The organism is Pseudomonas sp. MYb118 (assembly GCF_040947875.1).
Lineage (GTDB): Bacteria > Pseudomonadota > Gammaproteobacteria > Pseudomonadales > Pseudomonadaceae > Aquipseudomonas.
Genome location: NZ_JBFRXN010000002.1, coordinates 1,919,506 through 1,943,888 on the forward strand (window position 1 = coordinate 1,919,506; position 24,383 = coordinate 1,943,888).

A 24,383-nucleotide genomic window follows, 5' to 3' on the forward strand; every position below is an offset into this window, starting at 1 on the left:
TCTTGAACCCGCCGAAAATCCCCAGGCCATGCCATCGCCCAAATGACACTCTTTCACCTTTAATCATTGGGCCACCCCCCGCGCCTGATGCTAACCTGCATGTCACTTTCGCCGGAGTCGAGCCATAACCCGCCAAGGGTTCAGGGAAGACGACCACAACTCAAACAACGGACATTGACTGGGTCATTCATGAATAAATCCGCAGGCGTGCTTCTTGGAATTGTCGTAGCGATCGGCGCTATCAGCGCTGGCGGTGCCTGGTACACCGGCACCCGGCTCGAAGGGGTATTGAACACCTCCATCGCCGACGCCAACAAGGAGCTGCAAGCCGCGCTGGTCGGCACCAAGGGCACCGCTTCGCTGGAGCTGGTGTCGCTGGAGCGCCACCTGTTCAGCAGCACCGCGCACTACCGCCTCAAGGGCGAGGGCGAAGCGTTCGGCGAGACGCCGGTCGAGCTGCTCTTCGTCGATAACATCGAACACGGTCCGCTGCCGTTCTCGCGGCTGGTGTCGCTGAAGTGGCTGCCGGTCATGGCCACCAGTCACTACGCGCTGGAAAAGACCCCGGTCACCGAAAAATGGTTTGCCGCCGCCAAGGACAAATCGCCGCTCACCGGCGTGGTCAACATCGGCTACGACAACGCCACCAACGGCACCTTCGAACTGCTGCCGCTGGATGTGGCGCTGGACGACAAGTCGCACCTGAAATTCTCCGGCCTGAACCTCGAAGTCTCGGCCACCGCCCAGGCGCAGAAAGTCAAAGCCAACGGTTACATGGACAACTTCACCTTGACCACCGTCGACGAGAGCCAGTCTCCGGTGAAAATCGAGTTGAAAGGCCTGACCCTGGCCAGCAACCTGGCCAAGAGCACCTACGGCTATTACACCGGCGAGAACACGGTCGAGCTGACCGACAGCAAGACCACCTTCGGTCCGCAGCAATTGGTTCTGGGCCTGAACAAATTCGAAATGAAGAGCCTCACCGAAGAGTCAGGCACCAACGCTGCCGGGCGCGCCGATTACAAGATCGGCGAAGTCTCGCTGAACGATAAAAAAGTCGGCTCCGCGCAGTTGGCCATGAGCCTGAAGAACCTCGACATCCCGGCGACCATGTCGTTGATGCAGGTTTATCAAACCAAACTGCAACCCTACGAAGAGGCTGCCGCCAAGGCCGCAGCGGCGGGTGAGCCTGCGCCCGAGTTGGTGCTGACCCCGGCTGAAGAGACCCAGGTCAAGGCCGACCTGGAAAAACTGCTGGCCGCCGGCCCTCAGGTGGCGCTGGAGAAACTGGCGTTCACCACCGCCAACGGTGAAAGCCACGCCAACATGGTGCTCGACCTGACCAAACCGAAATCCATGGACCTGCCGCCCGACCAGTTGATCAAGCAGTTGATCGCCCTGCTCGACATCAACATTCAGGTGTCCAAGCCGATGCTGGTCGATGTACTCAGCGTTCAGGGGCAACTGGAAGGCCAGACCGACGCCAAGCTGATTGTCGATCAGGCCAAGGCCACCGCTGACATGTTCGGCGCCATGGCCGTCGGCACGCAGTTCGCCACGCTCGATGGCACCAACGTCGTCAGCAAGCTGCACTACGCCAACAATGAGGTGGAGTTCAACGGCCAGAAGATGACCGTCGAACAGTTTGTCGGCTTCGTAATGAGCAAGATCGGCGGCGTCCAGGTCACCGAGTAACGCTCACACGTCGCGAATCAGCCGCCACGCCTCGTCGATCGACAGCGGCTGTTTCATCCGCTCGGCCAGCATCGCCATCGCCCGCTCTTCCTCGCAGGCGATGGCGGCGGCCACCACGCCGTTTTTGCCGAACAGGCCAATGAACGGTGGGTGGTTCGGGTCTCCCTTGAATTCGACCTCGTCCCAGTCCTGGGCGTGGCCGAGGTAGTCGTAGTTCTGGCCGAAGTGCCAGGTCCAGAAGTACGGCACATCCAGATAGTGTTCGTCGCCACCCAGCATATTCGCCGCTGCAATTCGCGCATGCTGTTGTGCCAGGCGCCAGTGCTCGATCCGCTGCGGCTGGCCGTTGAGGGGGAAGGTGGCGATGTCGCCCGCTGCCCACAGTCCGTCAGCCACGCGCAGGCCGCCGTCGACCCGCAGCGAAAGGTCTTTCTCCATGGGCAGCCCGACAAACGGATCGGTGGCCGGCGTGACGCCGATACCAACCAGCACCAGGTCCGCCGGCAGACGCTGGCCGTTTTTCAGCGTCACCGCTTCGACCTTGCCTCTGCCCTCGATCTGCGCCGCTTCGCTGTCGCTGTGAAACGCCACACCGTGGGCGGCATGGTGTGCGAGGATCGCCTTGCCGACGGTTTCACCAAACTGTTTGGCGAAGGGCACCGCGTGGCGGGCCAGCACCGTGACCTCGAGGCCGTGTTCTCGCAGGGCGGCGGCGGATTCCATGGCGATGAAGCTGTCACCGATGATCACGGCGCGCTGGCCGGGTTGGGTCGAGGCGAGAATTTCTTGAGCGTGGGCTTTGGACCGCAGTAGGAACACCTGTGGCAGGTCGGCGCCAGGCAACTCCAGAGGTTTGGGCGTGCCTCCGGTGGCGAGCAGCGCGGCGTCGTAGGTCACGGTCTGACCGTCAGTCAACCGCACGCTGCGGCGCTGGGCATCCAGGCTCGCCACGTCGGCCTTGAGTCGTTCGATTCGTTGTTCGCGATAGAACGACTCGTCACGCAACGCCGGGACTTCATCCACAGGCATCTCGCCGGCGATGACAAACTTGCTCAGCACGGTACGGTCATAGCCGGCCCCGGTTTCGCGGTCGATCAGCAGCACGCGACCGCCAAAACCCTTTTCCCGCAATGCGGCCGCAGCCGCCGTACCTGCGGCGCCCGCGCCGATGATCACAAAGGTCCGTTCGTCATCGGCTGGCGGGGTGTGCGGGTCGGGCAGCGACTGATCATCGACCCAGACCTCGTCACCGCGCACCTCAAGGGGGTAGCGCTTGAGACTGTCCAGCGAAGGCGGTTCGCACAGGGCGCCGTCCTCAATCCGGTAGGCCGCCTTGTGCCACGGGCAAATCAGCCGCCCGTTGCACAGTGCGCCCTCGGCCAGTGGTGCTCCGGCATGCGGGCATTCGCCCTGATAGGCGCGCAATTGCTCGCCCGCCCGCAACAAAACCATCTTGCTCTCGCCCACATTGACTTCCAGGCCTCGGTTCTCGGGGATATCGGCCAAACGGGCAACGCGGTGCAGTGCCATGATCGTTCTCCAGGCAAGCGTTTCACTTATGAGTTTGGCCAATATTGCGAGGTTCAGCCAAATCCCGCTGCCACGGCACGAACGGTCCGCTATAGTTTGCACGCCGACCACGGCCCCACCCGCACAAGGTGCTCCGGTATGACTCGATTGACCTCTCTGAACCCTTGGCTGGCGGCCCTTGCCGTCGCCCTTTGCGTGCAGGTTCCGGCACAGGCCCAGGAACGCTTCACCGTCAGCATGCCTGGCGTGACCGACAACCGTCTGTTCACCTCGGTGGCGGCCAGCGATGCCAGCGGCTGTGGCGGCAAGAACCAATCCCCGGCGTTGAGCTGGAATGCCGGCCCGTCTGGCACCCAGAGCTACGCCATCGTCATGCACGACCCGGATGGCCAGAAAGGGCAGGGCGTCGATCACTGGATTCATTACGGCATCAAGGCCAGTACCCGGCAGATTCCGCCAGGGGCGGGCACCAAGTCCTCGTTCGAGGGGGCGGCAGGCACCAACAGCAAAGGCTCCACCGGTTATATCGGGCCATGCCCGCCGGTGGGCGACAGTTCCCACCACTACATTGTCCAGCTCTACGCCCTGGACCTCGCTCCAGATGCTTTGCCAGCAGGCCTGACCCGCGCGCAACTGCTGGAAAAAATCAAAGGCCACGTACTTCGCAACAGCAGCGTGGTGCGGCGTTACCACCGCTGAAGATTTTTCAGCGCGGTTAACCCGAACCGGTGCGACGGCCCGTCTCAGAGGATGAATGGATCAATTTCCTCTTGAGGTCAGCCACCATGTTCCTCCCTCTGCATGTCCTTCGCCCGGCCGCCCAGGGTTTCGCCGCCGGGTTGCTGCTGGCGGTCGCCGGTTGCGGTGTTTCGTCAACGCCTGACAAGGCCGTTGTGTCCGCACCGATTGCGCCTGCGCCCGTGATGCAGGAGGCGATCATGGCTGATGCGGCCATGGCCAAACGCAGCGTACGTGCGGCGCCCCTGGCCGGTTTCGCTGCCGAGTCCGCACCACCGGGTTATCGCGATGAGCCGCGCGAGCAGTATCAGGCCCTGGCGGACAACCCGATCCACAGCGTCGCCGAGGCACCGGTTTCCACTTTCAGCGCCGACGTCGACACCGGCGCCTACGCCAACGTGCGCCGCCTGCTCAATCAAGGCCGCCTGCCACCCGAAGGCGCGGTGCGCCTGGAGGAAATGGTCAATTATTTTCCCTACGACTATGCGTTGCCCACCGATGGCTCACCGTTTGGTGTGACCACCGAACTGACACCGTCACCGTGGAACCCGCACACCCGTTTGCTGCGCATCGGTATCAAGGCATCGGACCGCGCAGTGGCGGAGCTGGCCCCGGCAAATCTGGTGTTCCTGGTGGATGTGTCCGGTTCGATGGACCGCCGCGAGGGCCTGCCGCTGGTCAAGAGCACCCTGAAATTGCTGGTCGATCAACTGCGCGAGCAGGATCGCGTGTCGCTGGTGGTGTATGCCGGCGAGTCACGTGTGGTGCTCGAACCTACATCCGGACGGGAAAAGGCGAAAATTCGCAGCGCCATCGACCAATTGTCCGCAGGCGGCTCCACCGCTGGGGCCTCGGGCATCGAGCTGGCCTATCAAATGGCTCGTCAGGCGTTTATCCCCAAGGGCATCAACCGCATCCTGCTGGCCACCGATGGCGACTTCAATGTTGGCATCAGTGACTTCGACAGCCTCAAGCAAATGGCTGTGGATAAACGCAAGACCGGCGTTTCCCTGACCACCCTGGGTTTCGGTGTGGATAACTACAATGAACACCTGATGGAACAACTGGCCGATGCCGGTGATGGCAACTACGCCTACATCAATAACCTGCGCGAGGCGCGCAAGGTGCTGGTGGATCAGTTGGGCTCGACCCTCGCGGTGGTGGCGAAAAACGTCAAATTGCAGGTGGAGTTCAACCCGGCGCAGGTCAGCGAATACCGGCTGTTGGGTTATGAAAACCGCGCCCTCAAACGTGAGGATTTCAGCAACGACAAGGTCGATGCCGGAGAAATCGGTGCAGGCCATACCGTGACGGCGTTGTACGAAATTGTCCCGACGGGCGAGAAGGGCTGGCTGGAGCCGCTGCGCTACGGCAAATCGAGCGCCGCGGTGGCCGACAACAAGGGAGAAATGGCGATGCTGCGTGTGCGTTATCAGTTGCCGGAAGGTGGCACCAGTCGCCTGGTCGAGCGGCCGATCAGCGCTGTTGCGTCGCCGGCCAGTGACGACCTGCGCTTTGCCGCGGCCGTGGCGGCGTTCGCCCAGCAGCTCAAGGACGGGCGCTACACCGGTGAATTCAGCCTCAAGGACACCGAGGCCCTGGCGCGGGGCGCACGCGGCGAGGATCGCTTCGGCCTGCGCGTCGAGTTCGTGCAACTGGTGGAGCTGGCGCAGAGCCTGCAGACTTCAACCGTGGCCAGCAACAGTGAAGTGCACTGACATGCCTGCCGCGCAGCTGAGTGACGATATGCTGCTGGCCCGCTATCGCTCAGGCGACGGGCCGGCGTTCGAGATTCTGTACGCCCGCCACCGGCAAGGCCTCTATCGGTTTTTGCTGGGGCTTAGCGGTCAGGCGGAATGGGCCGAAGAGGTGTACCAGGAAACCTGGCTGAGCCTGATCCGCAGCACCAGCCAGCCACAAGGTCGAGCGAGTTTTCGTACGTGGCTTTACCAGATCGCCCGCAATCGGCTGATTGATCACTGGCGCAAACACGGCGTACGCAATCCTCTGCATGATCGCTACGACGAACAGACGCACGCACCGATCGACGACGCCAGCGATCCCGAGCAACTGTTGAGCTTGAGCCGCGACGGTCAGCGCCTGGAGGCTGCATTGCAAAATCTGCCTGCCGATCAGCGCGAAGTGTTTTTACTGCGCGCCCATGGCGAACTCGACCTGCCGCAGATCGCCGCCCTCACCGAAACACCGCTGGAAACGGTCAAGAGCCGTTTGCGCTACGCCCAGCAAAAACTGCGTCGGCTGCTGGCCGAGGAGGTACTGACATGACTGACGCCCGTCCTACGCCCGAAGAGCAGGTGGTTGAGCATTACCGTGAACAGGCGACAGGCGAACCGCCGGCCCATCTGGACGCGTTCATCCTCGCCGCCGCCCAGCGTGAAGTGCCCGCGCGCCAACCGAACCTGTGGCAACGCTGGGTCGCGGCCTGCCAGAAACCGCGTTGGCAAGTGGCCTTTGCCAGCCTGGTGGGTGTTGCCCTGATGCTCGCGCTGGTGCAGCGTACGCCTGAGCAACCCCAAAGCTTTGACTTCGCGCCCAAGGCATCGGCCCCGGTCGCGCAAAAGGAGTCCGCGCCGGCGCCGTCGGTGGCGCGCTCGCTGGCCGCCCCTGCGCCTGCCGCTCCAATGGCCGATTTCGCCGGGCAGAGCGAGTCGATCAACGCCGAAATGGCCGAGCACACCAAAACCAGCAAGCGCGCTGCTGCGCCAGTAAAACCTCTGGATGAGCAATTGCACGAAGTGCTGCGCCTGCGCGAGGCCGGGCAAACCCAGGCTGCGGATGAACTGATGGCGACGTTGCACAAGCGGTTTCCCGGGGAAGACCTGAAGGCGCGACTCCAACAATTGCAGAAAAAATGAGGGCAGCGCGGCCAGCTATTTGGCATCACCTCGCGAAAACGCGCACTATCGGCGTATAGCCGATGCGTTGGAGGATGCCGTGGCAAAAAAAATCGATCGCATCGCCCAAATGCTCAACTGCCCGGAAAAGGGTGAGGAACTGCGGCGAGCCATTACCGAGAGTCGTAAGGAGTTTCTGCTGGCCAAGCAGGCGGAACAGCCGGATGAAGAAGACATCCTCGATGAGGACGACTTCGACGATGACTACGACGAGTTCGACTGGACCACCGAGTGACCCTCAGCGTGGGAAACGATCCCCTGCATGGGATGACCCCATGTGGGAGCGAGCCTGCTCGCGATGTAGGTCAACGATAACGCTAAAAAACTGGTACGCCGTGCACTTCATTCGCTCATCGCGAGCAGGGAAGCCGCGCAGGCCAGTGATTTGGCGGCTGTTTAACAGACCTCTGTTTTACTTCCTGCAAGCTACAAATTCTTGCGTCGTTGCCTACGCCCACGCCAGAATCCGCCGGCTTGTGCACTTTCGGACTGCTCGGTAATTTGATTCCCGTCACTGATTGTCAGTGATCGGGTTTAGTCGCCCGCCGGTAATTGAAGCTGCATGAGCAACGTCAGACAGGTCTCAGACACCTGCTTTTGATGGTGGTTGTGCGTAGGGCACCTTCGGGTGCGCCGGCTTCTTCAATTCCCCGGTCCGACTAACCTGCGTACAGCCGCCACCCCTTCGTTTAGTCGCGCAAGGGTGAGGGCATCATTCAAGGAATTGAAGATCATGTCCAAAGTCATCCCCGATCCACCCGAAACCGAACCAGAACAACCCGCCCGCAAAGCCTCGCTCTTCACCGTAAGCCCCAACATCCACACTGAAGCTCTGCTCTCCAACGCCTCCGAAGACCTGCTGGCGATCAGCGCCTTGGCCGCCGATCTCGCCGACGAAGTCGACGGCTCACGCCGCTCTATCGCCTTGGCCATAAACCGCATGGCCGATGGCGTCCACCTGCTGGTGGAGCGAGCCCTGGATCATCTGGACGACCCGGAAATGGCCGCTATCTTCGCCAAACAACAAAATCTCACCGCCGATGCTTGAAATGCCAATACCTTTGGTGTCGGACATGGCCGCGATAGTGGCCAGATTACAGGCTGACGAACTTCGGGAGGCAATCGCCAGCAGTCGAAACGATCCGCGTCTGCCCATTGATGCAGACGCGGTTTTTTCAGAGCTGGAAGCCATTATTGATTGCGTCGCCTCCGAGCAACGTTGCATGTGACGTTGAAGAAAATACTGCCGCAAGATTTTTCCGCTCTTGACGGAATGATGTCAAAACTCAACACTTTCTCGTAACACGGCCCCTGTCGGTTGAAGCGCTTTGGTGCTGAAATTGCTCAGGGGTTTTTTTTGCCCGCACTTTGAGAAATCGTCACAGACGCAATTGCGCCCACAAAAAAGCCCCAGACCCTACGGCCTGAGGCTTTCTCGTTGCTAAATATGGCGCACCAGGCGGGATTCGAACCCACGACCCCTGCCTTCGGAGGGCAGTACTCTATCCAGCTGAGCTACTGGTGCAATGCGGGCGCATGATACTCATATGCATGGCGGGCGTCCATGCTGCTGATTCGACGGCGCTTTTTCAAAGCGTAACCCACGTTTGCTACGCTGATCTGAAAAAAGCGGCAAAGGCGGCGTTTTCGTTCTTTTTTTCGAACAGGCTATTGTCCTTTACCCCCGTTGATCCTAGGATTCGTTTGAGATTTCAAACGCTCTTGTCTGGGTGCTGAACCGCACGAAACCTCTACGTGCGCTTTTTGTGTGCTTGCACCCGGTGAATGATTTCCCTGACGGCCGCCTTTTTGGCGCCTTTCTACAATCATAATTTGCTCCGCGTGCGCGCGGCGCTGTTAAGGAAAGCCGACATGCAGCTTAAAGACACCCTGTTGTTCCGCCAGCAAGCCTTCATTGATGGCGCTTGGGTCGACGCGGACAGCGGTCAGACGATCAAGGTCAACAACCCGGCAACGGGCGAAATCCTGGGCACCGTGCCAAAAATGGGCACTGCCGAAACCCGCCGCGCCATCGAAGCCGCCGACAAGGCGCTGCCGGCCTGGCGTGCACTGACCGCCAAGGAACGCGCCAACAAGCTGCGTCGCTGGTTCGAGCTGATCATCGAGAACCAGGACGACCTGGCGCGCCTGATGACTCTCGAGCAAGGCAAGCCATTGGCCGAAGCCAAGGGCGAAATCGTTTACGCCGCTTCCTTCATCGAGTGGTTCGCCGAAGAATCCAAGCGCATCTACGGTGACGTGATTCCCGGCCACCAGCCAGACAAGCGCCTGATCGTGATCAAGCAGCCGATCGGCGTGACCGCTGCGATCACCCCGTGGAACTTCCCGGCTGCGATGATCACCCGTAAAGCCGGCCCGGCCCTGGCCGCCGGTTGCACCATGGTGCTCAAGCCTGCTTCGCAAACCCCGTTCTCGGCGTTCGCCCTGGCTGAACTGGCCCAGCGCGCCGGCATCCCGGCCGGTGTGTTCAGCGTGGTGACCGGCAGCGCCGGCGACATCGGCGGCGAGCTGACCAGCAACCCGACCGTGCGTAAATTGTCGTTCACCGGTTCGACCGAAATCGGTCGTCAACTGATGTCCGAATGCGCCAAGGACATCAAGAAAGTGTCCCTGGAGCTGGGCGGCAACGCGCCGTTCATCGTGTTCGACGACGCGGACCTGGATAAGGCCGTCGAAGGCGCGATCATTTCCAAGTACCGCAACAACGGCCAGACCTGCGTCTGCGCCAACCGCCTGTACATCCAGGATTCGGTGTACGACGCATTCGCCGAGAAACTCAAGGCGGCCGTGGCCAAGCTGAAGATCGGCAACGGCCTGGAAGAAGGCACCACCACTGGCCCGCTGATCGACGAGAAAGCCGTGGCCAAGGTCCAGGAACACATCGCTGACGCCGTTTCCAAAGGCGCCACCGTGCTGTCCGGCGGCAAGTCCATCGAAGGCAACTTCTTCGAGCCGACCATCCTGACCAACGTGCCGAAGAACGCTGCCGTGGCCAAGGAAGAAACCTTCGGCCCGCTGGCGCCGCTGTTCCGATTCAAGGACGAAGCCGAAGTGATCGCGATGTCCAACGACACCGAGTTCGGCCTGGCCTCGTACTTCTATGCGCGTGACCTGGGTCGTGTGTTCCGTGTGGCTGAAGCCCTGGAATACGGCATGGTCGGCGTCAACACCGGGCTGATCTCCAACGAAGTCGCGCCGTTCGGCGGCATCAAGGCCTCGGGTCTGGGCCGTGAAGGCTCCAAGTACGGCATCGAAGATTACCTGGAAATCAAATACCTCTGCCTGGGCATCTAAGCCCGGCAAGGCATTGTTTCAAGCGCAAGGGGCACGAGAGCGCTGTCCCTTTGCGCCGCTTCAACCGGCAATTTTCTTTGCGGCCGGAAACGCCGTGGCAGTCGATCATCGCATGCTGCCACCGTTGAATCCCCGCCGCGTAATCCTTGAACCACGCCGCCCGATGAGCGGCGAATGAGGACTGTAATGAGCAAGACTAACGCTGATTTGATGGCCCGCCGTGTAGCCGCTGTACCACGTGGTGTTGGCCAGATTCACCCGATCTTCGCCGACTCCGCGAAGAACGCTACCGTGACCGACGTTGAAGGTCGCGAGTTCATCGACTTCGCTGGCGGTATCGCTGTACTGAACACCGGCCACGTGCACCCGAAGATCATCGCCGCCGTGACCGAGCAGCTGAACAAGCTGACTCACACCTGCTTCCAGGTGCTGGCCTACGAGCCGTACGTGGAACTGTGCGAAAAAGTCAACGCCCGGGTCCCAGGTGATTTCGCCAAGAAAACCCTCCTGGTCACCACCGGTTCGGAAGCTGTGGAAAACGCCGTGAAAATCGCCCGTGCCGCCACTGGCCGTGCCGGCGTGATCGCGTTCACCGGCGCTTACCACGGCCGCACCATGATGACCCTGGGCCTGACCGGTAAAGTCGTGCCTTACTCGGCCGGCATGGGCCTGATGCCAGGCGGCATCTTCCGCGCGCTGTACCCGAACGAACTGCACGGTGTGAGCATCGACGACTCGATCGCCAGCATCGAGCGCATCTTCAAGAACGACGCCGAAGCCAAGGACATCGCTGCGATCATCATCGAGCCGGTTCAGGGCGAAGGTGGTTTCTACGTTGCTCCGAAAGAATTCATGAAGCGTCTGCGTGCCCTGTGCGACCAGCACGGCATCCTGCTGATCGCTGACGAAGTGCAGACCGGCGCTGGCCGTACCGGCACCTTCTTCGCCATGGAACAGATGGGCGTTGCTGCCGACCTGACCACCTTCGCCAAATCCATCGCTGGCGGCTTCCCGCTGGCCGGTGTGTGCGGCAAGGCCGAATACATGGACGCCATCGCTCCAGGCGGCCTGGGCGGCACCTACGCCGGTAGCCCGATCGCTTGCGCCGCGGCCCTGGCCGTGATCGAAGTGTTCGAGGAAGAGCACCTGCTGGACCGCTGCAAGGCCGTCGGCGAGCGTCTGGTCACCGGCCTGAAAGCCATCCAGGCCAAGTACCCGGTGATCGGCGAAGTGCGTGCCCTGGGCGCGATGATCGCGGTCGAGCTGTTCGAAAACGGCGACAGCCACAAGCCAAACGCCGCGGCTGTAGCCTCGGTAGTGGCCAAGGCGCGTGACAAGGGCCTGATCCTGCTGTCCTGCGGCACCTACGGCAACGTCCTGCGCGTGCTGGTACCGCTGACCTCGCCAGACGAGCAACTGGACAAAGGCCTGGCAATCATCGAAGAGTGCTTCGCCGAGCTGTGATTCAAGCTTGGATGATTGTGTGACCTGATCGACAAAAAACCCGCTTCGGCGGGTTTTTTCATGCCTGCCCAACACCCCGCGCTGTTTCGAATCGCGCACATTGTCTAAGGTGCATGTATCGAGAGGGAGCTTATGCATGACTGCCGTTGATTTACCTGCCGTACCTCGGGTGCTGATTGCCGAGGCGGACCCCTGGTCGCGCGACCTGCTCAAGGAAGTTCTGTTGAAAGTGCGTTGCGACGCGCGCCTGGACCTGTGCGCCGATGGCAAGGATGCGCTGTCGCGTCTGTCAGAAAATGCCTACGACCTGGTGATCGCCGATTGGGAACTGCCGGGCGTGGATGGCTTGAACGTGCTGCGTGGCGTGCGCCAGCGCAAGCGCAAGCCGCCGCTGCCGTTCATCCTGATGAGCAACCGCAACGACAGCGCCAGCGTGCGTGAAGCCTTGCCGCTGGCGCCAACCGCGTACCTGACCAAACCGTTGAACATGGACAGCCTGACCCAGCGCTTGCAGGGCTTGTTGCTCAATGCCGGCGAAGAAGTGTTCTGCGAGATTCCGGCGCTGGCACCAGGCATGACCCTGGCGGTGTTTCTCGAGCGTCGCCGTGAGCTGACCGACGGCGCGCCGCTGATGACCGACGTGCAACTGGCGGTCAAGCGCAGCCTCAACCCAGGCGGCCTGGACCTCAAGCGCCTGGAAGAGGAAATCCGCAACGATCCGCAGATCACCGCGGTGCTGATCGCGGCTGCCAACAGCGCGGCGCAGCACCATGGCGCGGCGGTGCAGACGCTGCCCCAGGCGTTGCAACGCCTGGGCACCGGGCAGAGCATGAATTTGATTCTCGGCCTGGCCTTGAAGCGCAGCGCACAACTGAGCGACCCGATCCTGGCGGACTACGCCGAGCGCTATTGGGACCTGTCGCTGCACACCGCCGAATACGCCCGCACGCTGGCGCGCCTGCTGGACCTGGATCAGGAGCGCTGCTATTGCGCGGGTATGCTGCATCGCCTGGGCGACCTGGCGTTGCTGCGCTGCCTGCAGGAATGGCGGCAGGCCGGCGGTGAGCTGGACGAATGGGAAGAAATCGGCGATGCGCTCGCCGAGTTCGGCGCCGCCTACGGTTCGGCCCTGCGCACCCGCTGGCGCCTGCCCCTGGAGCTACGTGAGCTGATTGCCGCGGTGTACCAGCTCGGTGGCGGGGTTTACTCGCGCGAGGCGCTGGTGATGAACATGGCGGCGCAACTGGCACGCCTGAGCGAGCACGAGGGGCTTGAGGAGCTGGCCAGGAGCCGGACGGCGCGGTTGCTCAAGATCGGGTTGCCGGAGTTGGTGCGGATGCGCAAGAAATAAGACCTGCCCTGACCACTGTGGGAGCGAGCCTGCTCGCGATGACGGAGTGTCAGCTTGCCTTGTGGCGTCTGACACGACGCTATCGCGAGCAGGCTCGCTCCCACATGGATGGGTGTGTACAGGCCGTTAACCCGAAATAATCCGGTTCTTGCCCTGGCGCTTGGCTTCGTACATTGCCGCATCCGCCCGGGCGAACAGGCTTTCGATGTTGGCGTCTTCGGCCGTCAGGTTGGTCAGGCCCTGGCTGACGGTGATGCCGAACGACTTCTGCTCATGGTTGAAGCTCAGCCGCTGGATCTCCCGTTGCAGGCGCTCGGCCACTTGCAGGGCCATGTCCGGGGCGCAGCCGGGGAACACCGCGGCAAACTCCTCACCGCCAATGCGCCCGAACAGATCGCCGCGGCGCAGCGTCCCGCGCCCGGTCTCGGCGATCTGTTGCAACACCTTGTCGCCCTCCGGATGGCCGTAGGTGTCGTTGATCACCTTGAAGTCGTCGATGTCCAGCAACAGGAAGGCCAACGGCCCGCCCTGTTGGCGAGCCAGCTCGAACTCGCGGTGGGCGCAGTCGAAGAAATGCCGGCGATTGCTGCTCTGGGTCAGCACGTCAGTGGTGGCCAGGCGGTGCAGCTCGCTTTCCATGTTTTTCTTGTCGGTGATGTCTTCCGCAAAGCCGACGATGATCACCGGCTGGCCGGGTTCGGCCTGGCGGTTGATGAAGCACTTGTCACTGAGCCAGCGCACCTGGCCATCGGCGGCGATGATGCGGTACTCGCGGTCCTCGACGGCGCCTTTGGCCAACACCTCGGCGAGGCTGCGCTCGGCGTATTCCAGGTCGTCCGGGTAAATGCTGTCGCGCCACTGGTTGTAGTCGGCCAGCAGCAGGCCGGCGGAGCGGCCGAAAATCCGTTCATAGGCCGGGCTGACGTACAGCACCTGGCGGGTTTCCCAATTGAAGGCCCACAGCACCGCGTTGACGCTGACCAGCAGCGAGCTGAACAGCTGTTCGCGTTCGCTCAGGCGGGCGACTTCGCCCTGGGCATGCATCAAGGCCATCAGGGTTTGTGCGGCCTCGGGCCACTCGGGGAGGGATGAGTCTTGCAGATTCTTGTTGAGCATCGACACAAATCTCAAAGGGCAGGCTGCGGATTCGACAGCGGCCACAGCTAAACCCGCCGTAGTGGCGAAGTGTCTTTGAGATAGGCGATTTGCAACGAAGTTCCGAAGCGGGGCGCCCGCAAACAGGCGCCCCGATCAACGGTGTCAGGCGGTCGCGCCGGGGCGCAGCGAATAGGTCTTCAACTGATCGGCGAAGTCGCGCAGGGACGCGATGCCGCTGGCCTCGGCCTCGTGGACCCAGTCCTTGATCGCCGCGAGCATGTCGTGGCCATTTGCACTGGTCTTGACCCAGATCTGCTGCAAGGCCAGGCGTTTCTCGTAAATTACCTTCAGCGCCTGGCTGTGCTCGAGCATGGTCTGGATGCGGACGTGGTGTTTGTCATCGAGCAGGCTGGTCTCACGCGACAACAGGCGCTTGGCCCGGTGGAACTGGTGGCGGACCGAGTGATCGACCCTTTCCAGCTCCTGCTTGACCAGCGGCGCGATCACCAGCTTGCGGTACTGGGCCATGATCTGGAAGCGGTTGTTGAGGATGGCCATGGCGGTGTCCATGTCCAGGATGCCCTTGCCCTCGACCCGGTGGGCAATCGGCGCGACCCGTTGCACCTTGGCCAGGCGCAGAAAGCTGAAGACCTGGATCCAGGCCCAGCCGAGGTCGAACTCCCACTTCTTCACCGACAGTTTTGCCGAGTTAGGGTAGGTGTGATGGTTGTTATGCAGTTCTTCGCCGCCGATCAGGATGCCCCACGGCACCAGGTTGGTCGCAGCGTCGCGGCATTCGAAGTTGCGATAACCGACGGCATGGCCCAGGCCATTGACCACGCCGGCGGCCCAGATCGGAATCCACATCATCTGGATGGCCCAGATGGTGATGCCGATGGTGCCGAACAGCAGCAGGTCGATGACCGCCATGATCGCCACGCCCAGCTTGGAGTAGCGGCTGTAGAGGTTGCGCTCGATCCAGTCCTCGGGGCAGTTCTTGCCGTAGATGCGCAGGGTCTCGGGGTTTTCCGCCTCGGCGCGGTACAGCTCGGCGCCTTTGCGCAGCACCGTGGACAGGCCCTTGATGACCGGGCTGTGCGGGTCGTCGACGGTTTCGCATTTGGCGTGATGCTTGCGGTGGATGGCCGTCCACTCGCGGGTGTTCTGCGCCGTGGTCAGCCACAGCCAGAAGCGGAAGAAGTGTTTCAGGCCGGCATTGAGCTCAAGGGAGCGATGGGCTGAATAACGATGCAGGTAGACCGTAACGCCGATAATCGTGACATGGGTCATCAAAAGGGTGACTGCCACCAGAGACCATGGCGACAAGCCGAGCAAACCTTGGTACCACATAGGCTGTAGGGCCCTCGAATAAGAAAAAAAACAGCCGTTGCATTATCACTGAGCACACAGATAAAACCAGTCGCCCTTTCAGATAAGAGTCTCTGGATGTTACTTCACTTATAATTCGAACCCTTTTGTAGGGACAGGGACAGCCGAAATGTCTGCCACCTATCGCGTCGCGTTGCGTGCGGCACTGATCTACCTGCTGCTGTCGGTCGTCTGGCTGCAGTTCAGTGGTTATTTATTGAACAGTTTCTTCGATAGCTCCGCTGAGCAGCTGCGTTGGCAACTGATCAATGGCTATGTCTGGGTGCTGCTCAGCGCCGGGCTGATCTTCATTGCCCGTACGCGCCTGCTGCGTTGCCTGGGATTCGGCGCCACCCTGCGCGAGCACCACGCCGATCGCGAGCGCCTGCGCCAGGCGGCCGCCGTGTTCGATTGCACCCGCGAGGGCGTACTGGTCACCAACCGCGAGGGCGTGATCGTGCACGTCAACCGCGCGTTCATGCAGATCACCGGCTACCAGCGTGAGGAAGTGCTGGGCCAGGAGCCGCGGATGTTCAAATCCGGGCACCACCCGGCGTCCTTCTACCAGACCATGTTCAGCACCCTGCAGCGGTGCGGCGAATGGAGCGGCGAGATCTGGAACCGGCGCAAAAGTGGCGAGATCTATCCGCAATGGCAGACCATCCGCCTGATCCGCGACGACCACGGCCAGCTCAGTCACTACGTCGCGGTGTTCTCCGACATCAGCAAGATCAAGGACTCCGAGCACGAGCTCAAGTACCTGGCCCACCACGACCCGCTGACCGACCTGCCCAATCGCCTGCTGTTCACCGACCGCGCCCAGCAGGCCCTGGCCTCGGCGCAGATCAACAAGCGCGGCTGCGCGTTGCTGCTGATCGACCTCGATCACTTCAAGATGATCAACGACAGCCTCGGCCACACCGTCGGCGACAAACTGCTCAAGGCCGTGGCCAAGCGCCTGAAGGCGATGTTCGGCCCGGGCATCACCCTGGCCCGACTGGGCGGCGATGAGTTCGCCGTACTCGCAGAGAACTGCCCGCAGCTGGTGCAGGCGGCGGCGCTGGCCCAGCGCATCCTCGATGGTTTGAAGGAGCAGTTTCCAATCGACGGCCATCAGTTGTTCATCAACGCGAGCATTGGTATCAGCCTGTTTCCGGGCGATGCGCTGAGTGCCGAACAGTTGCTGCGTAACGCCGACTCCGCGCTGTTCAAGACCAAGAGCGCGGGGCGCGATGGCTACGCCCTGTACACCGAAGAGCTGACCGCCCATGCGCAGCAGCGGGTTGAGACCGCATTCGAGTTGCGCCGGGCGCTGGAGCAGAACGAACTGCGCGTGCATTACCAACCCGTGCATGACCTCAAGACCAGCCGCCTGGTCGGCGTCGAGGCGCTGGTGCGCTGGCAGCATCCGCAACGTGGGCTGGTCTCGCCTGCCGAGTTCATCCCCATTGCCGAACGCACCGGCCTGATCGCCGAGATCGACGCCTGGGTCATGCGTCAGGCGTGCGAGCAGATGTGCCAGTGGCAGCAGGCGGGCGTGGTGTTGTCGTTTGTCGCGGTGAATGTTTCGTCGCGGCTGTTCGCCCGTCATGAGCTGTATCAGCAGGTGGCGCAGGCACTGCACGACACCGGCCTGGACCCGGCGCTGCTGGAGCTGGAAGTGACCGAAAGTGCGGTCATGGATGACCCGGAGGTGGCGCTGGAGCAGATGTACCGCCTGCGCGAGCTGGGTGTGCGCCTGGCCATTGATGATTTCGGCACCGGCTATTCGTCGCTGCTGCGCCTCAAGCGCCTGCCGGTGCAGAAGCTCAAGATCGACCAGGGCTTCGTCGCCGGCTTGCCCTGGGACGAAGACGATGGCGCCATCGTGCGGGTGATCATCGCCCTGGCGCAGAGCATGGGCATGCAAGTGCATGCCGAGGGCATCGAGCAGGTCGAGCAGGCGGCTTTCATCCTCGAACAGGGCGGTGATCTCGGCCAGGGCTACTGGTTCGGCCGGCCGATGCCGGCCCAGGAACTGGACTGGGCGCGCGCGCCCGTCATAGCCCTGTAACCACACCACTGATCGTTCCCACGCTCCCGCGTGGGAATGCCTCCCGAGACGCTCCGCGTCCCAATTTCCCGTACTGGAATTTTGGTTATATAAACATTCTTAAATAGTCTTTTTAAGAATATCTGCACCTCACTACTATGGGCCCCAAGCCACAAGCAGTCCCGAAGACTGCAGGGCACCCCCTCAGTCGAAGGAGCAGCACCATGAGCGCATCCCTGCGTAGCGTTGACGGTCAAGACGAAGCCACCATCCTGCGTGAAATCCAGAGCGCCCTGCGCGACCTGCGCTTCGGCGCCGTGGAAATCACCGTGCACAACGCCCAGGTGGTGCAGATCGAGCGCAAGGAAAAATTCCGCTTGCAGAACCCCAGCCACAAGCCGAGCTGAGCCAACGGCAAGCCGATTCCCGCCCACATAAAAAAAGCCAACACACTTAGAATTCCAGGAGCTTTCACCATGTCGTCGATTCGTCATTTCGCTTTGGCCGCCCTGGCCAGTGCCCTTTTTGCGGGTTCCGCGGTTGCCAAGGACTACGAGCTGCTCAACGTGTCGTATGACCCGACGCGCGAGCTGTACCAGGACTACAACGCCGAATTCGTCAATTTCTGGAAGACAAGCAATCCCGGCGACAACGTGAAAATCCAGCAGTCCCACGGTGGCTCGGGCAAGCAGGGGCGTGCGGTGATCGACGGCCTGCGCGCCGACGTGGTAACCCTGGCGCTGGCCGGTGACATCGACGAAATCGCCAAGCTGGGCAAGACCCTGCCAGCCGACTGGCAGAAGCGCCTGCCGGATGCGAGCACTCCGTACACTTCGACCATCGTGTTCCTGGTGCGCAAGGGCAACCCCAAGGGCATCAAGGACTGGGGCGACCTGGTCAAGAATGACGTGTCGGTGATCACCCCGAACCCGAAAACCTCCGGCGGCGCTCGCTGGAACTTCCTCGCGGCCTGGGCCTACGGTCTGAAAGCCAACGGCGGTGACGAGGCCAAGGCCAAGCAATACGTCGAGACCCTGTTCAAGCACGTGCCTGTGCTGGACACCGGTGCTCGCGGCTCGACCATCACCTTCGTCAACAACGGTCAGGGCGACGTGCTGCTGGCCTGGGAAAACGAAGCCTTCCTGGCGCTGAAGGAAGATGGCGGCGCCGACAAGTTCGAAATCGTCGTGCCTTCGCTGTCGATCCTCGCCGAGCCACCAGTGGCCGTGGTCGACAAGAACGCCGAGAAAAAAGGCAATGAGCAAATCGCAGAGGCCTACCTCAAGCACCTGTACAGCCCGGCCGGCCAGGAAATCGCCGCGAAGAACTTCTACCGTCCACGGGACAAGGACGTGGCCGCCAAATACATCCAGCAGTTCCCGAAACTGGAACTGGTGACCATCGACAAGGATTTCGGCGGCTGGAAAACCGCACAGCCGAAGTTCTTCAATGACGGCGGCGTGTTCGACCAGATCTATCAGGCGCAGTAATCTACCCATTACGAGCCTGGATGCTCAGGCACAACATCCTGTAGGAGCGAGCTTGCTCGCGATAGCGGTAGGTCAGGTTATACATAGGTTGACTGACACGACCCCATCGCGAGCAAGCTCGCTCCTACAGGATTGCGTTTATTGACCAAGGACTTTTATGTCGCGTCGTATCTCCCCCGTCATACCCGGCTTCGGGCTGACGCTGGGCTACACCTTGGTGTACCTCAGCCTGATTGTGCTCATACCGCTGGCGGCGATGTTCGTCCACGCCGCCCAACTCACCTGGGACCAGTTCTGGGCCATCGTTTCGGCGCCCCGCGTGCTGGCGGCGTTGAAGCTGAGCTTCGGTACCGCGCTGTACGCCGCGATCATCAACGGCATCATCGGTACGTTGCTGGCCTGGGTGCTGGTGCGCTACACCTTCCCCGGGCGCAAGGTCATCGATGCGATGATCGACCTGCCGTTCGCCCTGCCGACCGCCGTGGCCGGCATCGCCTTGACCGCGCTGTATGCGCCGGCCGGCCTGGTCGGGCAGTTCGCCACGGACCTGGGTTTCAAGATCGCCTACACCCCGCTGGGCATCACGCTGGCGCTGACCTTCGTCACGCTGCCTTTCGTCGTGCGTACGGTGCAACCGGTGCTGGCCGACATTCCCCGTGAGGTCGAGGAAGCGGCCGCCTGCCTGGGCGCCAAGCCGCTGCAGGTGTTCCGCCATGTCCTCATGCCCGCGCTGCTGCCCGCCTGGCTGACCGGTTTCGCCCTGGCCTTCGCCCGTGGCGTCGGCGAGTACGGTTCGGTGATTTTCATCGCCGGCAACATGCCGATGAAAACCGAGATCCTGCCGTTGCTGATCATGGTCAAACTCGACCAGTACGATTACACCGGCGCGACCGCCATCGGCGTGCTGATGCTGGTGGTTTCCTTCGTCCTGTTGCTGCTGATCAACCTGCTGCAACGCCGCATCGAAACCCCATAAGGAGGCGCGAACCATGTCCCAATCGTCTATTGCGGCCGCCTCTTCGGCCAACGCTGCCCGCCGTGGCAGTGCCACGGCGCGGCGCGTCCTGATCGGCCTCGGCTGGCTGATCTTTGCCCTGTTCCTGTTGTTGCCGCTACTGATCGTGGTGTCCCAGGGCCTGAAAAATGGCCTGGGTTCGTTCTTTACTGCGATCCTTGAACCGGATGCGCTGTCGGCGTTGAAACTCACGTTGATCGCCGTGCTGATTTCCGTGCCGCTCAACGTGGTGTTCGGTGTCAGCGCCGCCTGGTGCGTGAGCAAGTATTCGTTCCGCGGCAAGAGCATCCTGGTGACGCTGATCGACCTGCCGTTCTCGGTGTCGCCGGTGATCGCCGGCCTGGTTTATGTGCTGATGTTCGGCGCACAGGGCCTGTTCGGGCCGTGGCTACAGGACCATGACATCCAGATCGTCTTCGCCCTGCCGGGCATCGTGCTGGCGACGATCTTCGTCACCGTGCCCTTCGTGGCGCGCGAGTTGATCCCGTTGATGCAGGAGCAAGGTACCCAGGAAGAGGAAGCCGCGCGCCTGCTGGGCGCCAATGGCTGGCAGATGTTCTGGCACGTTACCGTCCCCAACATCAAATGGGGCCTGATCTATGGCGTGGTGCTGTGTACCGCTCGGGCCATGGGCGAATTCGGTGCGGTGTCGGTGGTTTCCGGGCACATTCGCGGGGTGACCAACACCTTGCCCCTGCACGTCGAGATCCTCTACAACGAATACAACCACGTGGCCGCGTTCGCGGTCGCGAGCCTGTTGCTGATCATGGCGCTCTTCATTTTGCTGCTCAAGCAGTGGAGCGAAAACCGTATTAACCGCCTGCGCGCCAGCGCCGCGGAGGAATAATTCATGTCGATCGAAGTGCGTAACGTCAGCAAGAACTTCAATGCGTTCAAGGCGCTGGACAACATCAGCCTGGACATCCAGAGCGGTGAACTGGTGGCGCTGCTCGGCCCGTCGGGTTGCGGCAAGACCACGCTGCTGCGAATCATCGCCGGCCTGGAAACCCCGGACCAGGGCAACATCGTGTTCCATGGCGAGGACGTTTCCGGTCACGACGTGCGTGATCGCAACGTCGGTTTCGTGTTCCAGCACTACGCCCTGTTCCGCCACATGACGGTGTTCGACAACGTCGCGTTCGGCCTGCGCATGAAGCCGAAAAACCAGCGCCCGAGCGAAAGCCAGATCGCCACCAAGGTGCATGAGCTGCTGAACATGGTGCAACTGGACTGGCTGTCGGATCGCTACCCGGAGCAACTGTCCGGCGGCCAGCGCCAGCGTATCGCCCTGGCCCGCGCCCTGGCGGTAGAGCCCAAGGTGCTACTGCTCGACGAACCGTTCGGAGCCCTCGACGCCAAGGTGCGCAAGGAGCTGCGGCGCTGGCTGGCGCGGTTGCACGAAGACATCAACCTGACCTCGGTGTTCGTGACCCACGACCAGGAAGAAGCGATGGAAGTCGCCGACCGCATTGTGGTGATGAACAAGGGCGTGATCGAGCAGATCGGCTCACCGGGCGACGTCTACGAAAACCCGGCCAGCGATTTCGTCTACCACTTCCTCGGCGATTCGAACCGCCTGCACCTGGGCGAGGACAACCACGTGCTGTTCCGTCCGCACGAAGTGTCGCTGTCGCGCCATGAACTGGACGACCACCACGCCGCCGAAGTGCGCGATATCCGCCCACTGGGCGCCACCACCCGGGTGACCCTGAAGGTGGAAGGGCAGAGCGATCTGATCGAGGCCGAAGTGGTCAAGGACCACGACAGCCTGATCGGGTTGGCCAAGGGAGAGACGCTGTTCTTCAAGCCGAAGGTCTGGCAGAAAGTGGCCAATCTGTAAAAGCGAAAAGCATCGCGGGCAAGCCCGCTCCCACAGTGGGCCGGTGTGAACACAAAATCTGTGATCAACCGGTAACCCTGTAGGAGCGAGCTTGCTCGCGATGGCGTCTTATGCCGCCGCGCGATGCGGATTCATCCGCACCCCACCCACCCGCGCCTCGATCTGCTCCTTGAGCGCCTGCCGCATCCCCAGCAAAAACGCCAGGTCCGCCACCACGAACAACGGCCCGACGATCAACCCGACCAGGTCATCGACGAACGCCGGTTTGCGCCCTTCGTAATGATGGCCGACGAACTGGATCGCCCAGCCCACCACGAACAGCCCGATGCCGCTGGCCAGCCAGACCAGGGTGCTTTGCTGCGCCACCACGTGACCGGCCCACACGGCCAGCGCCATCAGCGCACTCATCACCAGCCCCAGGCGCAGTTCCAGGCGCAGGTAGAACCAGGCCGAGGCCAGGGCCACCAGCACCGCCGGTGACAGCCAGCCGCCCGCCCACTGCGGGCGAGCCAGCAACACCGCGACCGCCACGACGATCAGCGGGATGCCGATGAAGTGGCTGGCGATGTTGCGCGGATCACGGTGATAGGCGGCGTATTGGCTGAGTTGATCAACGAGGGTTTTTTTCATTGTTATTCCTCCTGTAGGGTGATGCGATCATGCCCCGGGTTCGGCGTTCGCTCTGTCAGCCAGGCGACAATCTCCAGGAGTTTCGATGGACATGCAGGTTTGGCGCGCGCGCCTGATGACGGGTCAATGGTTCAGTCATCTGCCGGCGCCCTTACAGAATAGTCTGCTGGACGCCGGCAAGCTGCGGCGCCTGCCGGCGGGGCAGCGCCTGTTCCAGCGCGGCGATCCGCCCTGCGGCCTGTATGCGGTGCTCGAAGGCGCGATCCGCATCGGCACGGTCAGCGAGCAGGGCAAGGAGGCGCTGCTGAGCCTGGTGGAGGCGCCGCACTGGTTCGGCGAAATCTGCCTGTTCGACGGCCAGCCACGCACCCACGATGCCTTTGCCATGGGGCCGTGCACGCTGTTGCACATCCCGCAGGCAGCGTTGCTGGCCCTGCTCGACGAGCACCCGGTGTACTGGCGGCAACTGGCGCTGTTGATGAGCCAGAAACTGCGCCTGACCTTCATCAACCTCGAACAACTGAGCCTGATGCCGGCCCCGGCACGCCTGGCCCATCGCCTGTTGCTGATCGCCGAAGGCTACGGCGAGCTCGACCCGCCGCGCCGGGTGCTGCAACTGCCCCAGGAGCAGTTGGCGTCGATGCTGTCGCTGTCGCGCCAGACCACCAACCAGATCCTCAAGGATTTGCAGGGGCAGGGGATCCTCAACCTCAAGTATGGCGAGATCGTGATTCTGGATGTGGGGCGGTTGCGGGGGTTGGCTTCGATCTAAAGGGTTGTCTGGGCTGGCCCTATCGCGAGCAAGCTCGCTCCTACAGGGTTCTGTGTCCGACACAAATCCTCTGTAGGAGCGAGCTTGCTCGCGATGGGGCCATTTCAGTCAGCGCAACCCATCCCGAAACTGCCCCGGCGTCATCCCCGTCCACCGCTTGAACGCGCGGCTGAAGCTGCTGGTGTCGGCGAAGCCGAGCAGGTAGCTGATTTCGCTCAGCGAGCATTGCGGGTCGCGCAGGTGCAGCAGGGCGAGGTTTTCGCGGCTTTCGTTGAGCAGCGTATCGAAGCGGCAGCCTTCGTCCGCCAGGTGGCGTTGCAGGCTGCGCAGGCTCAGGTGCAGGGCCTGGGCGATGTGTTCGGCGCTGGGCTCGCCTTCGGGCAATTGCTCTTCGATGGCATCGCGTACCTTGCGCTCCCAGGTCAGCGGCTTGAGCTGCGCCAGGGTGCGCTTGAGCACGGTTTCGTTGTGCTCGGCCAGTTCCGGGTTGGCGTCGTCCAGGTGACTGTCGAAATCCACCAGGGAAAATTCCAGCCAGTCCTCGGTCGCGCCGAAATGCACCGGGGCGCGGAACACTTTGTGCCATTGATGCGCATCGACCGGTTCCGGACGGCGCAGGTACACCGCCAGCGGCGCGTAGTCGCGGCCCAGGCGGTTGCGGCAGGTGCGCACGTAGATCGCGGTGAAGGCGTCGATGGCTTCGAACGCCGGCGCCGGGTTGCCGGGCGGAATGCGCAGGTGGAAGCGGTAGCGATCTTCGCTGCGGCTCAGTTCCAGCGCCAGGGCGTCGCTGACCACCTGGTGATAACGCACGATGCGCTCGAACACCTCACGCAGGCTGCCGCTGGCCACCAGGGCATAACCCAGGGCGTGGAAGGTGGTCGGGCTGACGAATCGCGACACGCGCAGGCCGATCGCCGGGTCGCCGCTGACCTGCACGGCCAGTTCCCACAGGCGCGTGGTGCCGGACAATGGATAACGGGCGTTCGGATCGTCCATCCATTGCGGGTCGAGCCCCGCCTGCTTGCACAGGTCGGTGCTGTCCAGGCCCAGCGCATCGAGCTGTTTGCGCAGGGCACGGGTCCAGCTGGCGAGGGAGGTCGGTTCAGTCATGCTGATTGGCGCTTCCG

The 24,383-nt window shown here is 62.2% G+C and carries 22 protein-coding genes and 1 tRNA gene; 17 read left to right on the forward strand and 6 right to left on the reverse strand.

Annotated features, from left to right (window positions below; all coding sequences use genetic code 11):
• Positions 1-189: 189 nt before the first annotated feature.
• Positions 190-1,695, forward strand: a complete 1,506-nt coding sequence (locus tag ABVN20_RS14750; RefSeq protein ID WP_368556450.1) for a YdgA family protein — start codon at positions 190-192, stop codon at positions 1,693-1,695.
• 3 nt (positions 1,696-1,698) lie between these two features.
• On the opposite strand, the gene ABVN20_RS14755 is transcribed toward ABVN20_RS14750, so the two are convergent.
• The gene (locus ABVN20_RS14755; protein ID WP_368556451.1) at positions 1,699-3,225 is read right to left on the reverse strand and encodes an FAD-dependent oxidoreductase; all 1,527 of its coding nucleotides are present in this window, start codon (positions 3,223-3,225) and stop codon (positions 1,699-1,701) included.
• Positions 3,226-3,363: 138 nt separating this feature from the next.
• On the opposite strand from ABVN20_RS14755, the gene ABVN20_RS14760 reads away from it, so the two are divergent.
• The 6 genes from ABVN20_RS14760 to ABVN20_RS14785 all read left to right on the forward strand — a co-directional run bounded on the left by ABVN20_RS14760 (position 3,364) and on the right by ABVN20_RS14785 (position 7,926).
• Positions 3,364-3,924: a YbhB/YbcL family Raf kinase inhibitor-like protein gene (locus ABVN20_RS14760; protein ID WP_368556452.1), complete on the forward strand. Its 561-nt coding sequence runs from the start codon at positions 3,364-3,366 to the stop codon at positions 3,922-3,924.
• An 86-nt stretch (positions 3,925-4,010) separates the two neighbouring features.
• Complete coding sequence (locus ABVN20_RS14765; protein WP_368556453.1) at positions 4,011-5,681, forward strand: von Willebrand factor type A domain-containing protein; 1,671 nt, start codon at positions 4,011-4,013, stop codon at positions 5,679-5,681.
• Between the two features lies 1 nt (position 5,682).
• The gene (locus ABVN20_RS14770) at positions 5,683-6,249 is read left to right on the forward strand and encodes an RNA polymerase sigma factor (RefSeq protein ID WP_368556454.1); all 567 of its coding nucleotides are present in this window, start codon (positions 5,683-5,685) and stop codon (positions 6,247-6,249) included.
• Positions 6,246-6,839 carry a hypothetical protein gene (locus ABVN20_RS14775; RefSeq protein ID WP_368556455.1) on the forward strand — a complete coding sequence of 198 codons (594 nt, stop codon included), beginning with the start codon at positions 6,246-6,248 and terminating at the stop codon, positions 6,837-6,839. The genes ABVN20_RS14770 and ABVN20_RS14775 overlap by 4 nt, the downstream gene beginning before the upstream one ends.
• A gap of 19 nt (positions 6,840-6,858) precedes the next feature.
• Positions 6,859-7,113: a hypothetical protein gene (locus ABVN20_RS14780; RefSeq protein WP_368556456.1), complete on the forward strand. Its 255-nt coding sequence runs from the start codon at positions 6,859-6,861 to the stop codon at positions 7,111-7,113.
• Between the two features lie 498 nt (positions 7,114-7,611).
• On the forward strand, positions 7,612-7,926 hold the full coding sequence (locus tag ABVN20_RS14785; protein WP_368556457.1) for a DUF6124 family protein: 315 nt from the start codon (positions 7,612-7,614) through the stop codon (positions 7,924-7,926).
• A gap of 400 nt (positions 7,927-8,326) precedes the next feature.
• On the opposite strand, the gene ABVN20_RS14790 is transcribed toward ABVN20_RS14785, so the two are convergent.
• Positions 8,327-8,403, reverse strand: a tRNA-Arg gene (locus tag ABVN20_RS14790).
• A gap of 347 nt (positions 8,404-8,750) precedes the next feature.
• Between ABVN20_RS14790 and gabD the strand changes: the two genes are divergently transcribed.
• The 3 genes from gabD to ABVN20_RS14805 all read left to right on the forward strand — a co-directional run bounded on the left by gabD (position 8,751) and on the right by ABVN20_RS14805 (position 13,008).
• Positions 8,751-10,193, forward strand: coding sequence for an NADP-dependent succinate-semialdehyde dehydrogenase (gene gabD / locus ABVN20_RS14795; RefSeq protein WP_368556458.1), 1,443 nt, complete (start codon positions 8,751-8,753; stop codon positions 10,191-10,193).
• Positions 10,194-10,379: 186 nt separating this feature from the next.
• Entirely contained in the window at positions 10,380-11,657 is a 1,278-nt protein-coding gene (gene gabT, locus ABVN20_RS14800) for a 4-aminobutyrate--2-oxoglutarate transaminase (protein WP_368556459.1), read from the forward strand.
• A 136-nt stretch (positions 11,658-11,793) separates the two neighbouring features.
• Entirely contained in the window at positions 11,794-13,008 is a 1,215-nt protein-coding gene (locus tag ABVN20_RS14805; RefSeq protein ID WP_368556460.1) for an HDOD domain-containing protein, read from the forward strand.
• A 126-nt stretch (positions 13,009-13,134) separates the two neighbouring features.
• On the opposite strand, the gene ABVN20_RS14810 is transcribed toward ABVN20_RS14805, so the two are convergent.
• Together ABVN20_RS14810 and desA are read right to left on the reverse strand one after the other, a co-directional pair.
• Positions 13,135-14,124, reverse strand: coding sequence for a GGDEF domain-containing protein (locus ABVN20_RS14810; protein ID WP_368556461.1), 990 nt, complete (start codon positions 14,122-14,124; stop codon positions 13,135-13,137).
• Positions 14,125-14,268: 144 nt separating this feature from the next.
• Positions 14,269-15,456, reverse strand: a complete 1,188-nt coding sequence (desA, locus tag ABVN20_RS14815) for a delta-9 fatty acid desaturase DesA (protein WP_368556462.1) — start codon at positions 15,454-15,456, stop codon at positions 14,269-14,271.
• Between the two features lie 148 nt (positions 15,457-15,604).
• Here desA and dibA point away from each other — a divergent pair, with 148 nt between their 5' ends.
• The 6 genes from dibA to ABVN20_RS14845 all read left to right on the forward strand — a co-directional run bounded on the left by dibA (position 15,605) and on the right by ABVN20_RS14845 (position 21,851).
• Positions 15,605-17,527 carry a phosphodiesterase DibA gene (dibA, locus tag ABVN20_RS14820; RefSeq protein ID WP_368556463.1) on the forward strand — a complete coding sequence of 641 codons (1,923 nt, stop codon included), beginning with the start codon at positions 15,605-15,607 and terminating at the stop codon, positions 17,525-17,527.
• A gap of 203 nt (positions 17,528-17,730) precedes the next feature.
• Positions 17,731-17,913, forward strand: a complete 183-nt coding sequence (oscA, locus tag ABVN20_RS14825; RefSeq protein ID WP_038605423.1) for a sulfur starvation response protein OscA — start codon at positions 17,731-17,733, stop codon at positions 17,911-17,913.
• A 69-nt stretch (positions 17,914-17,982) separates the two neighbouring features.
• Entirely contained in the window at positions 17,983-18,996 is a 1,014-nt protein-coding gene (locus tag ABVN20_RS14830) for a sulfate ABC transporter substrate-binding protein (RefSeq protein ID WP_368556464.1), read from the forward strand.
• A 157-nt stretch (positions 18,997-19,153) separates the two neighbouring features.
• Positions 19,154-19,972 carry a sulfate ABC transporter permease subunit CysT gene (gene cysT / locus ABVN20_RS14835; RefSeq protein WP_368556465.1) on the forward strand — a complete coding sequence of 273 codons (819 nt, stop codon included), beginning with the start codon at positions 19,154-19,156 and terminating at the stop codon, positions 19,970-19,972.
• 13 nt (positions 19,973-19,985) lie between these two features.
• The gene (gene cysW, locus ABVN20_RS14840; RefSeq protein ID WP_368556466.1) at positions 19,986-20,858 is read left to right on the forward strand and encodes a sulfate ABC transporter permease subunit CysW; all 873 of its coding nucleotides are present in this window, start codon (positions 19,986-19,988) and stop codon (positions 20,856-20,858) included.
• Positions 20,859-20,861: 3 nt separating this feature from the next.
• A complete protein-coding gene (locus ABVN20_RS14845; RefSeq protein WP_368556467.1) occupies positions 20,862-21,851 on the forward strand; it encodes a sulfate/molybdate ABC transporter ATP-binding protein in 990 nt (329 codons plus the stop codon).
• 108 nt (positions 21,852-21,959) lie between these two features.
• Here ABVN20_RS14845 and ABVN20_RS14850 read toward each other — a convergent pair whose 3' ends face one another.
• The gene (locus ABVN20_RS14850; RefSeq protein WP_368556468.1) at positions 21,960-22,481 is read right to left on the reverse strand and encodes a DUF962 domain-containing protein; all 522 of its coding nucleotides are present in this window, start codon (positions 22,479-22,481) and stop codon (positions 21,960-21,962) included.
• Positions 22,482-22,566: 85 nt separating this feature from the next.
• On the opposite strand from ABVN20_RS14850, the gene ABVN20_RS14855 reads away from it, so the two are divergent.
• Positions 22,567-23,253 (forward strand): Crp/Fnr family transcriptional regulator, encoded by a 687-nt coding sequence (locus tag ABVN20_RS14855; RefSeq protein ID WP_368556469.1) that lies wholly within the window; start codon positions 22,567-22,569, stop codon positions 23,251-23,253.
• Positions 23,254-23,361: 108 nt separating this feature from the next.
• Here the strand turns inward: ABVN20_RS14855 and ABVN20_RS14860 are convergent, their stop codons facing one another.
• Positions 23,362-24,366, reverse strand: a complete 1,005-nt coding sequence (locus ABVN20_RS14860; protein ID WP_368556470.1) for an AraC family transcriptional regulator — start codon at positions 24,364-24,366, stop codon at positions 23,362-23,364.
• Positions 24,367-24,383 lie beyond the last annotated feature (17 nt).

What these genes read in the sequence shown, in the direction of transcription:
- ABVN20_RS14750 (WP_368556450.1), top strand. Translation starts at nt 190, where the DNA reads ATGAATAAATCCGCAGGCGTGCTTCTTGGAATTGTCGTAGCGATCGGC.
- ABVN20_RS14755 (WP_368556451.1), bottom strand. Translation starts at nt 3,225, where the DNA reads ATGGCACTGCACCGCGTTGCCCGTTTGGCCGATATCCCCGAGAACCGA.
- ABVN20_RS14760 (WP_368556452.1), top strand. Translation starts at nt 3,364, where the DNA reads ATGACTCGATTGACCTCTCTGAACCCTTGGCTGGCGGCCCTTGCCGTC.
- ABVN20_RS14765 (WP_368556453.1), top strand. Translation starts at nt 4,011, where the DNA reads ATGTTCCTCCCTCTGCATGTCCTTCGCCCGGCCGCCCAGGGTTTCGCC.
- ABVN20_RS14770 (WP_368556454.1), top strand. Translation starts at nt 5,683, where the DNA reads ATGCCTGCCGCGCAGCTGAGTGACGATATGCTGCTGGCCCGCTATCGC.
- ABVN20_RS14775 (WP_368556455.1), top strand. Translation starts at nt 6,246, where the DNA reads ATGACTGACGCCCGTCCTACGCCCGAAGAGCAGGTGGTTGAGCATTAC.
- ABVN20_RS14785 (WP_368556457.1), top strand. Translation starts at nt 7,612, where the DNA reads ATGTCCAAAGTCATCCCCGATCCACCCGAAACCGAACCAGAACAACCC.
- gabD (WP_368556458.1), top strand. Translation starts at nt 8,751, where the DNA reads ATGCAGCTTAAAGACACCCTGTTGTTCCGCCAGCAAGCCTTCATTGAT.
- gabT (WP_368556459.1), top strand. Translation starts at nt 10,380, where the DNA reads ATGAGCAAGACTAACGCTGATTTGATGGCCCGCCGTGTAGCCGCTGTA.
- ABVN20_RS14805 (WP_368556460.1), top strand. Translation starts at nt 11,794, where the DNA reads ATGACTGCCGTTGATTTACCTGCCGTACCTCGGGTGCTGATTGCCGAG.
- ABVN20_RS14810 (WP_368556461.1), bottom strand. Translation starts at nt 14,124, where the DNA reads ATGCTCAACAAGAATCTGCAAGACTCATCCCTCCCCGAGTGGCCCGAG.
- desA (WP_368556462.1), bottom strand. Translation starts at nt 15,456, where the DNA reads ATGTGGTACCAAGGTTTGCTCGGCTTGTCGCCATGGTCTCTGGTGGCA.
- dibA (WP_368556463.1), top strand. Translation starts at nt 15,605, where the DNA reads ATGTCTGCCACCTATCGCGTCGCGTTGCGTGCGGCACTGATCTACCTG.
- oscA (WP_038605423.1), top strand. Translation starts at nt 17,731, where the DNA reads ATGAGCGCATCCCTGCGTAGCGTTGACGGTCAAGACGAAGCCACCATC.
- ABVN20_RS14830 (WP_368556464.1), top strand. Translation starts at nt 17,983, where the DNA reads ATGTCGTCGATTCGTCATTTCGCTTTGGCCGCCCTGGCCAGTGCCCTT.
- cysT (WP_368556465.1), top strand. Translation starts at nt 19,154, where the DNA reads ATGTCGCGTCGTATCTCCCCCGTCATACCCGGCTTCGGGCTGACGCTG.
- cysW (WP_368556466.1), top strand. Translation starts at nt 19,986, where the DNA reads ATGTCCCAATCGTCTATTGCGGCCGCCTCTTCGGCCAACGCTGCCCGC.
- ABVN20_RS14845 (WP_368556467.1), top strand. Translation starts at nt 20,862, where the DNA reads ATGTCGATCGAAGTGCGTAACGTCAGCAAGAACTTCAATGCGTTCAAG.
- ABVN20_RS14850 (WP_368556468.1), bottom strand. Translation starts at nt 22,481, where the DNA reads ATGAAAAAAACCCTCGTTGATCAACTCAGCCAATACGCCGCCTATCAC.
- ABVN20_RS14855 (WP_368556469.1), top strand. Translation starts at nt 22,567, where the DNA reads ATGGACATGCAGGTTTGGCGCGCGCGCCTGATGACGGGTCAATGGTTC.
- ABVN20_RS14860 (WP_368556470.1), bottom strand. Translation starts at nt 24,366, where the DNA reads ATGACTGAACCGACCTCCCTCGCCAGCTGGACCCGTGCCCTGCGCAAA.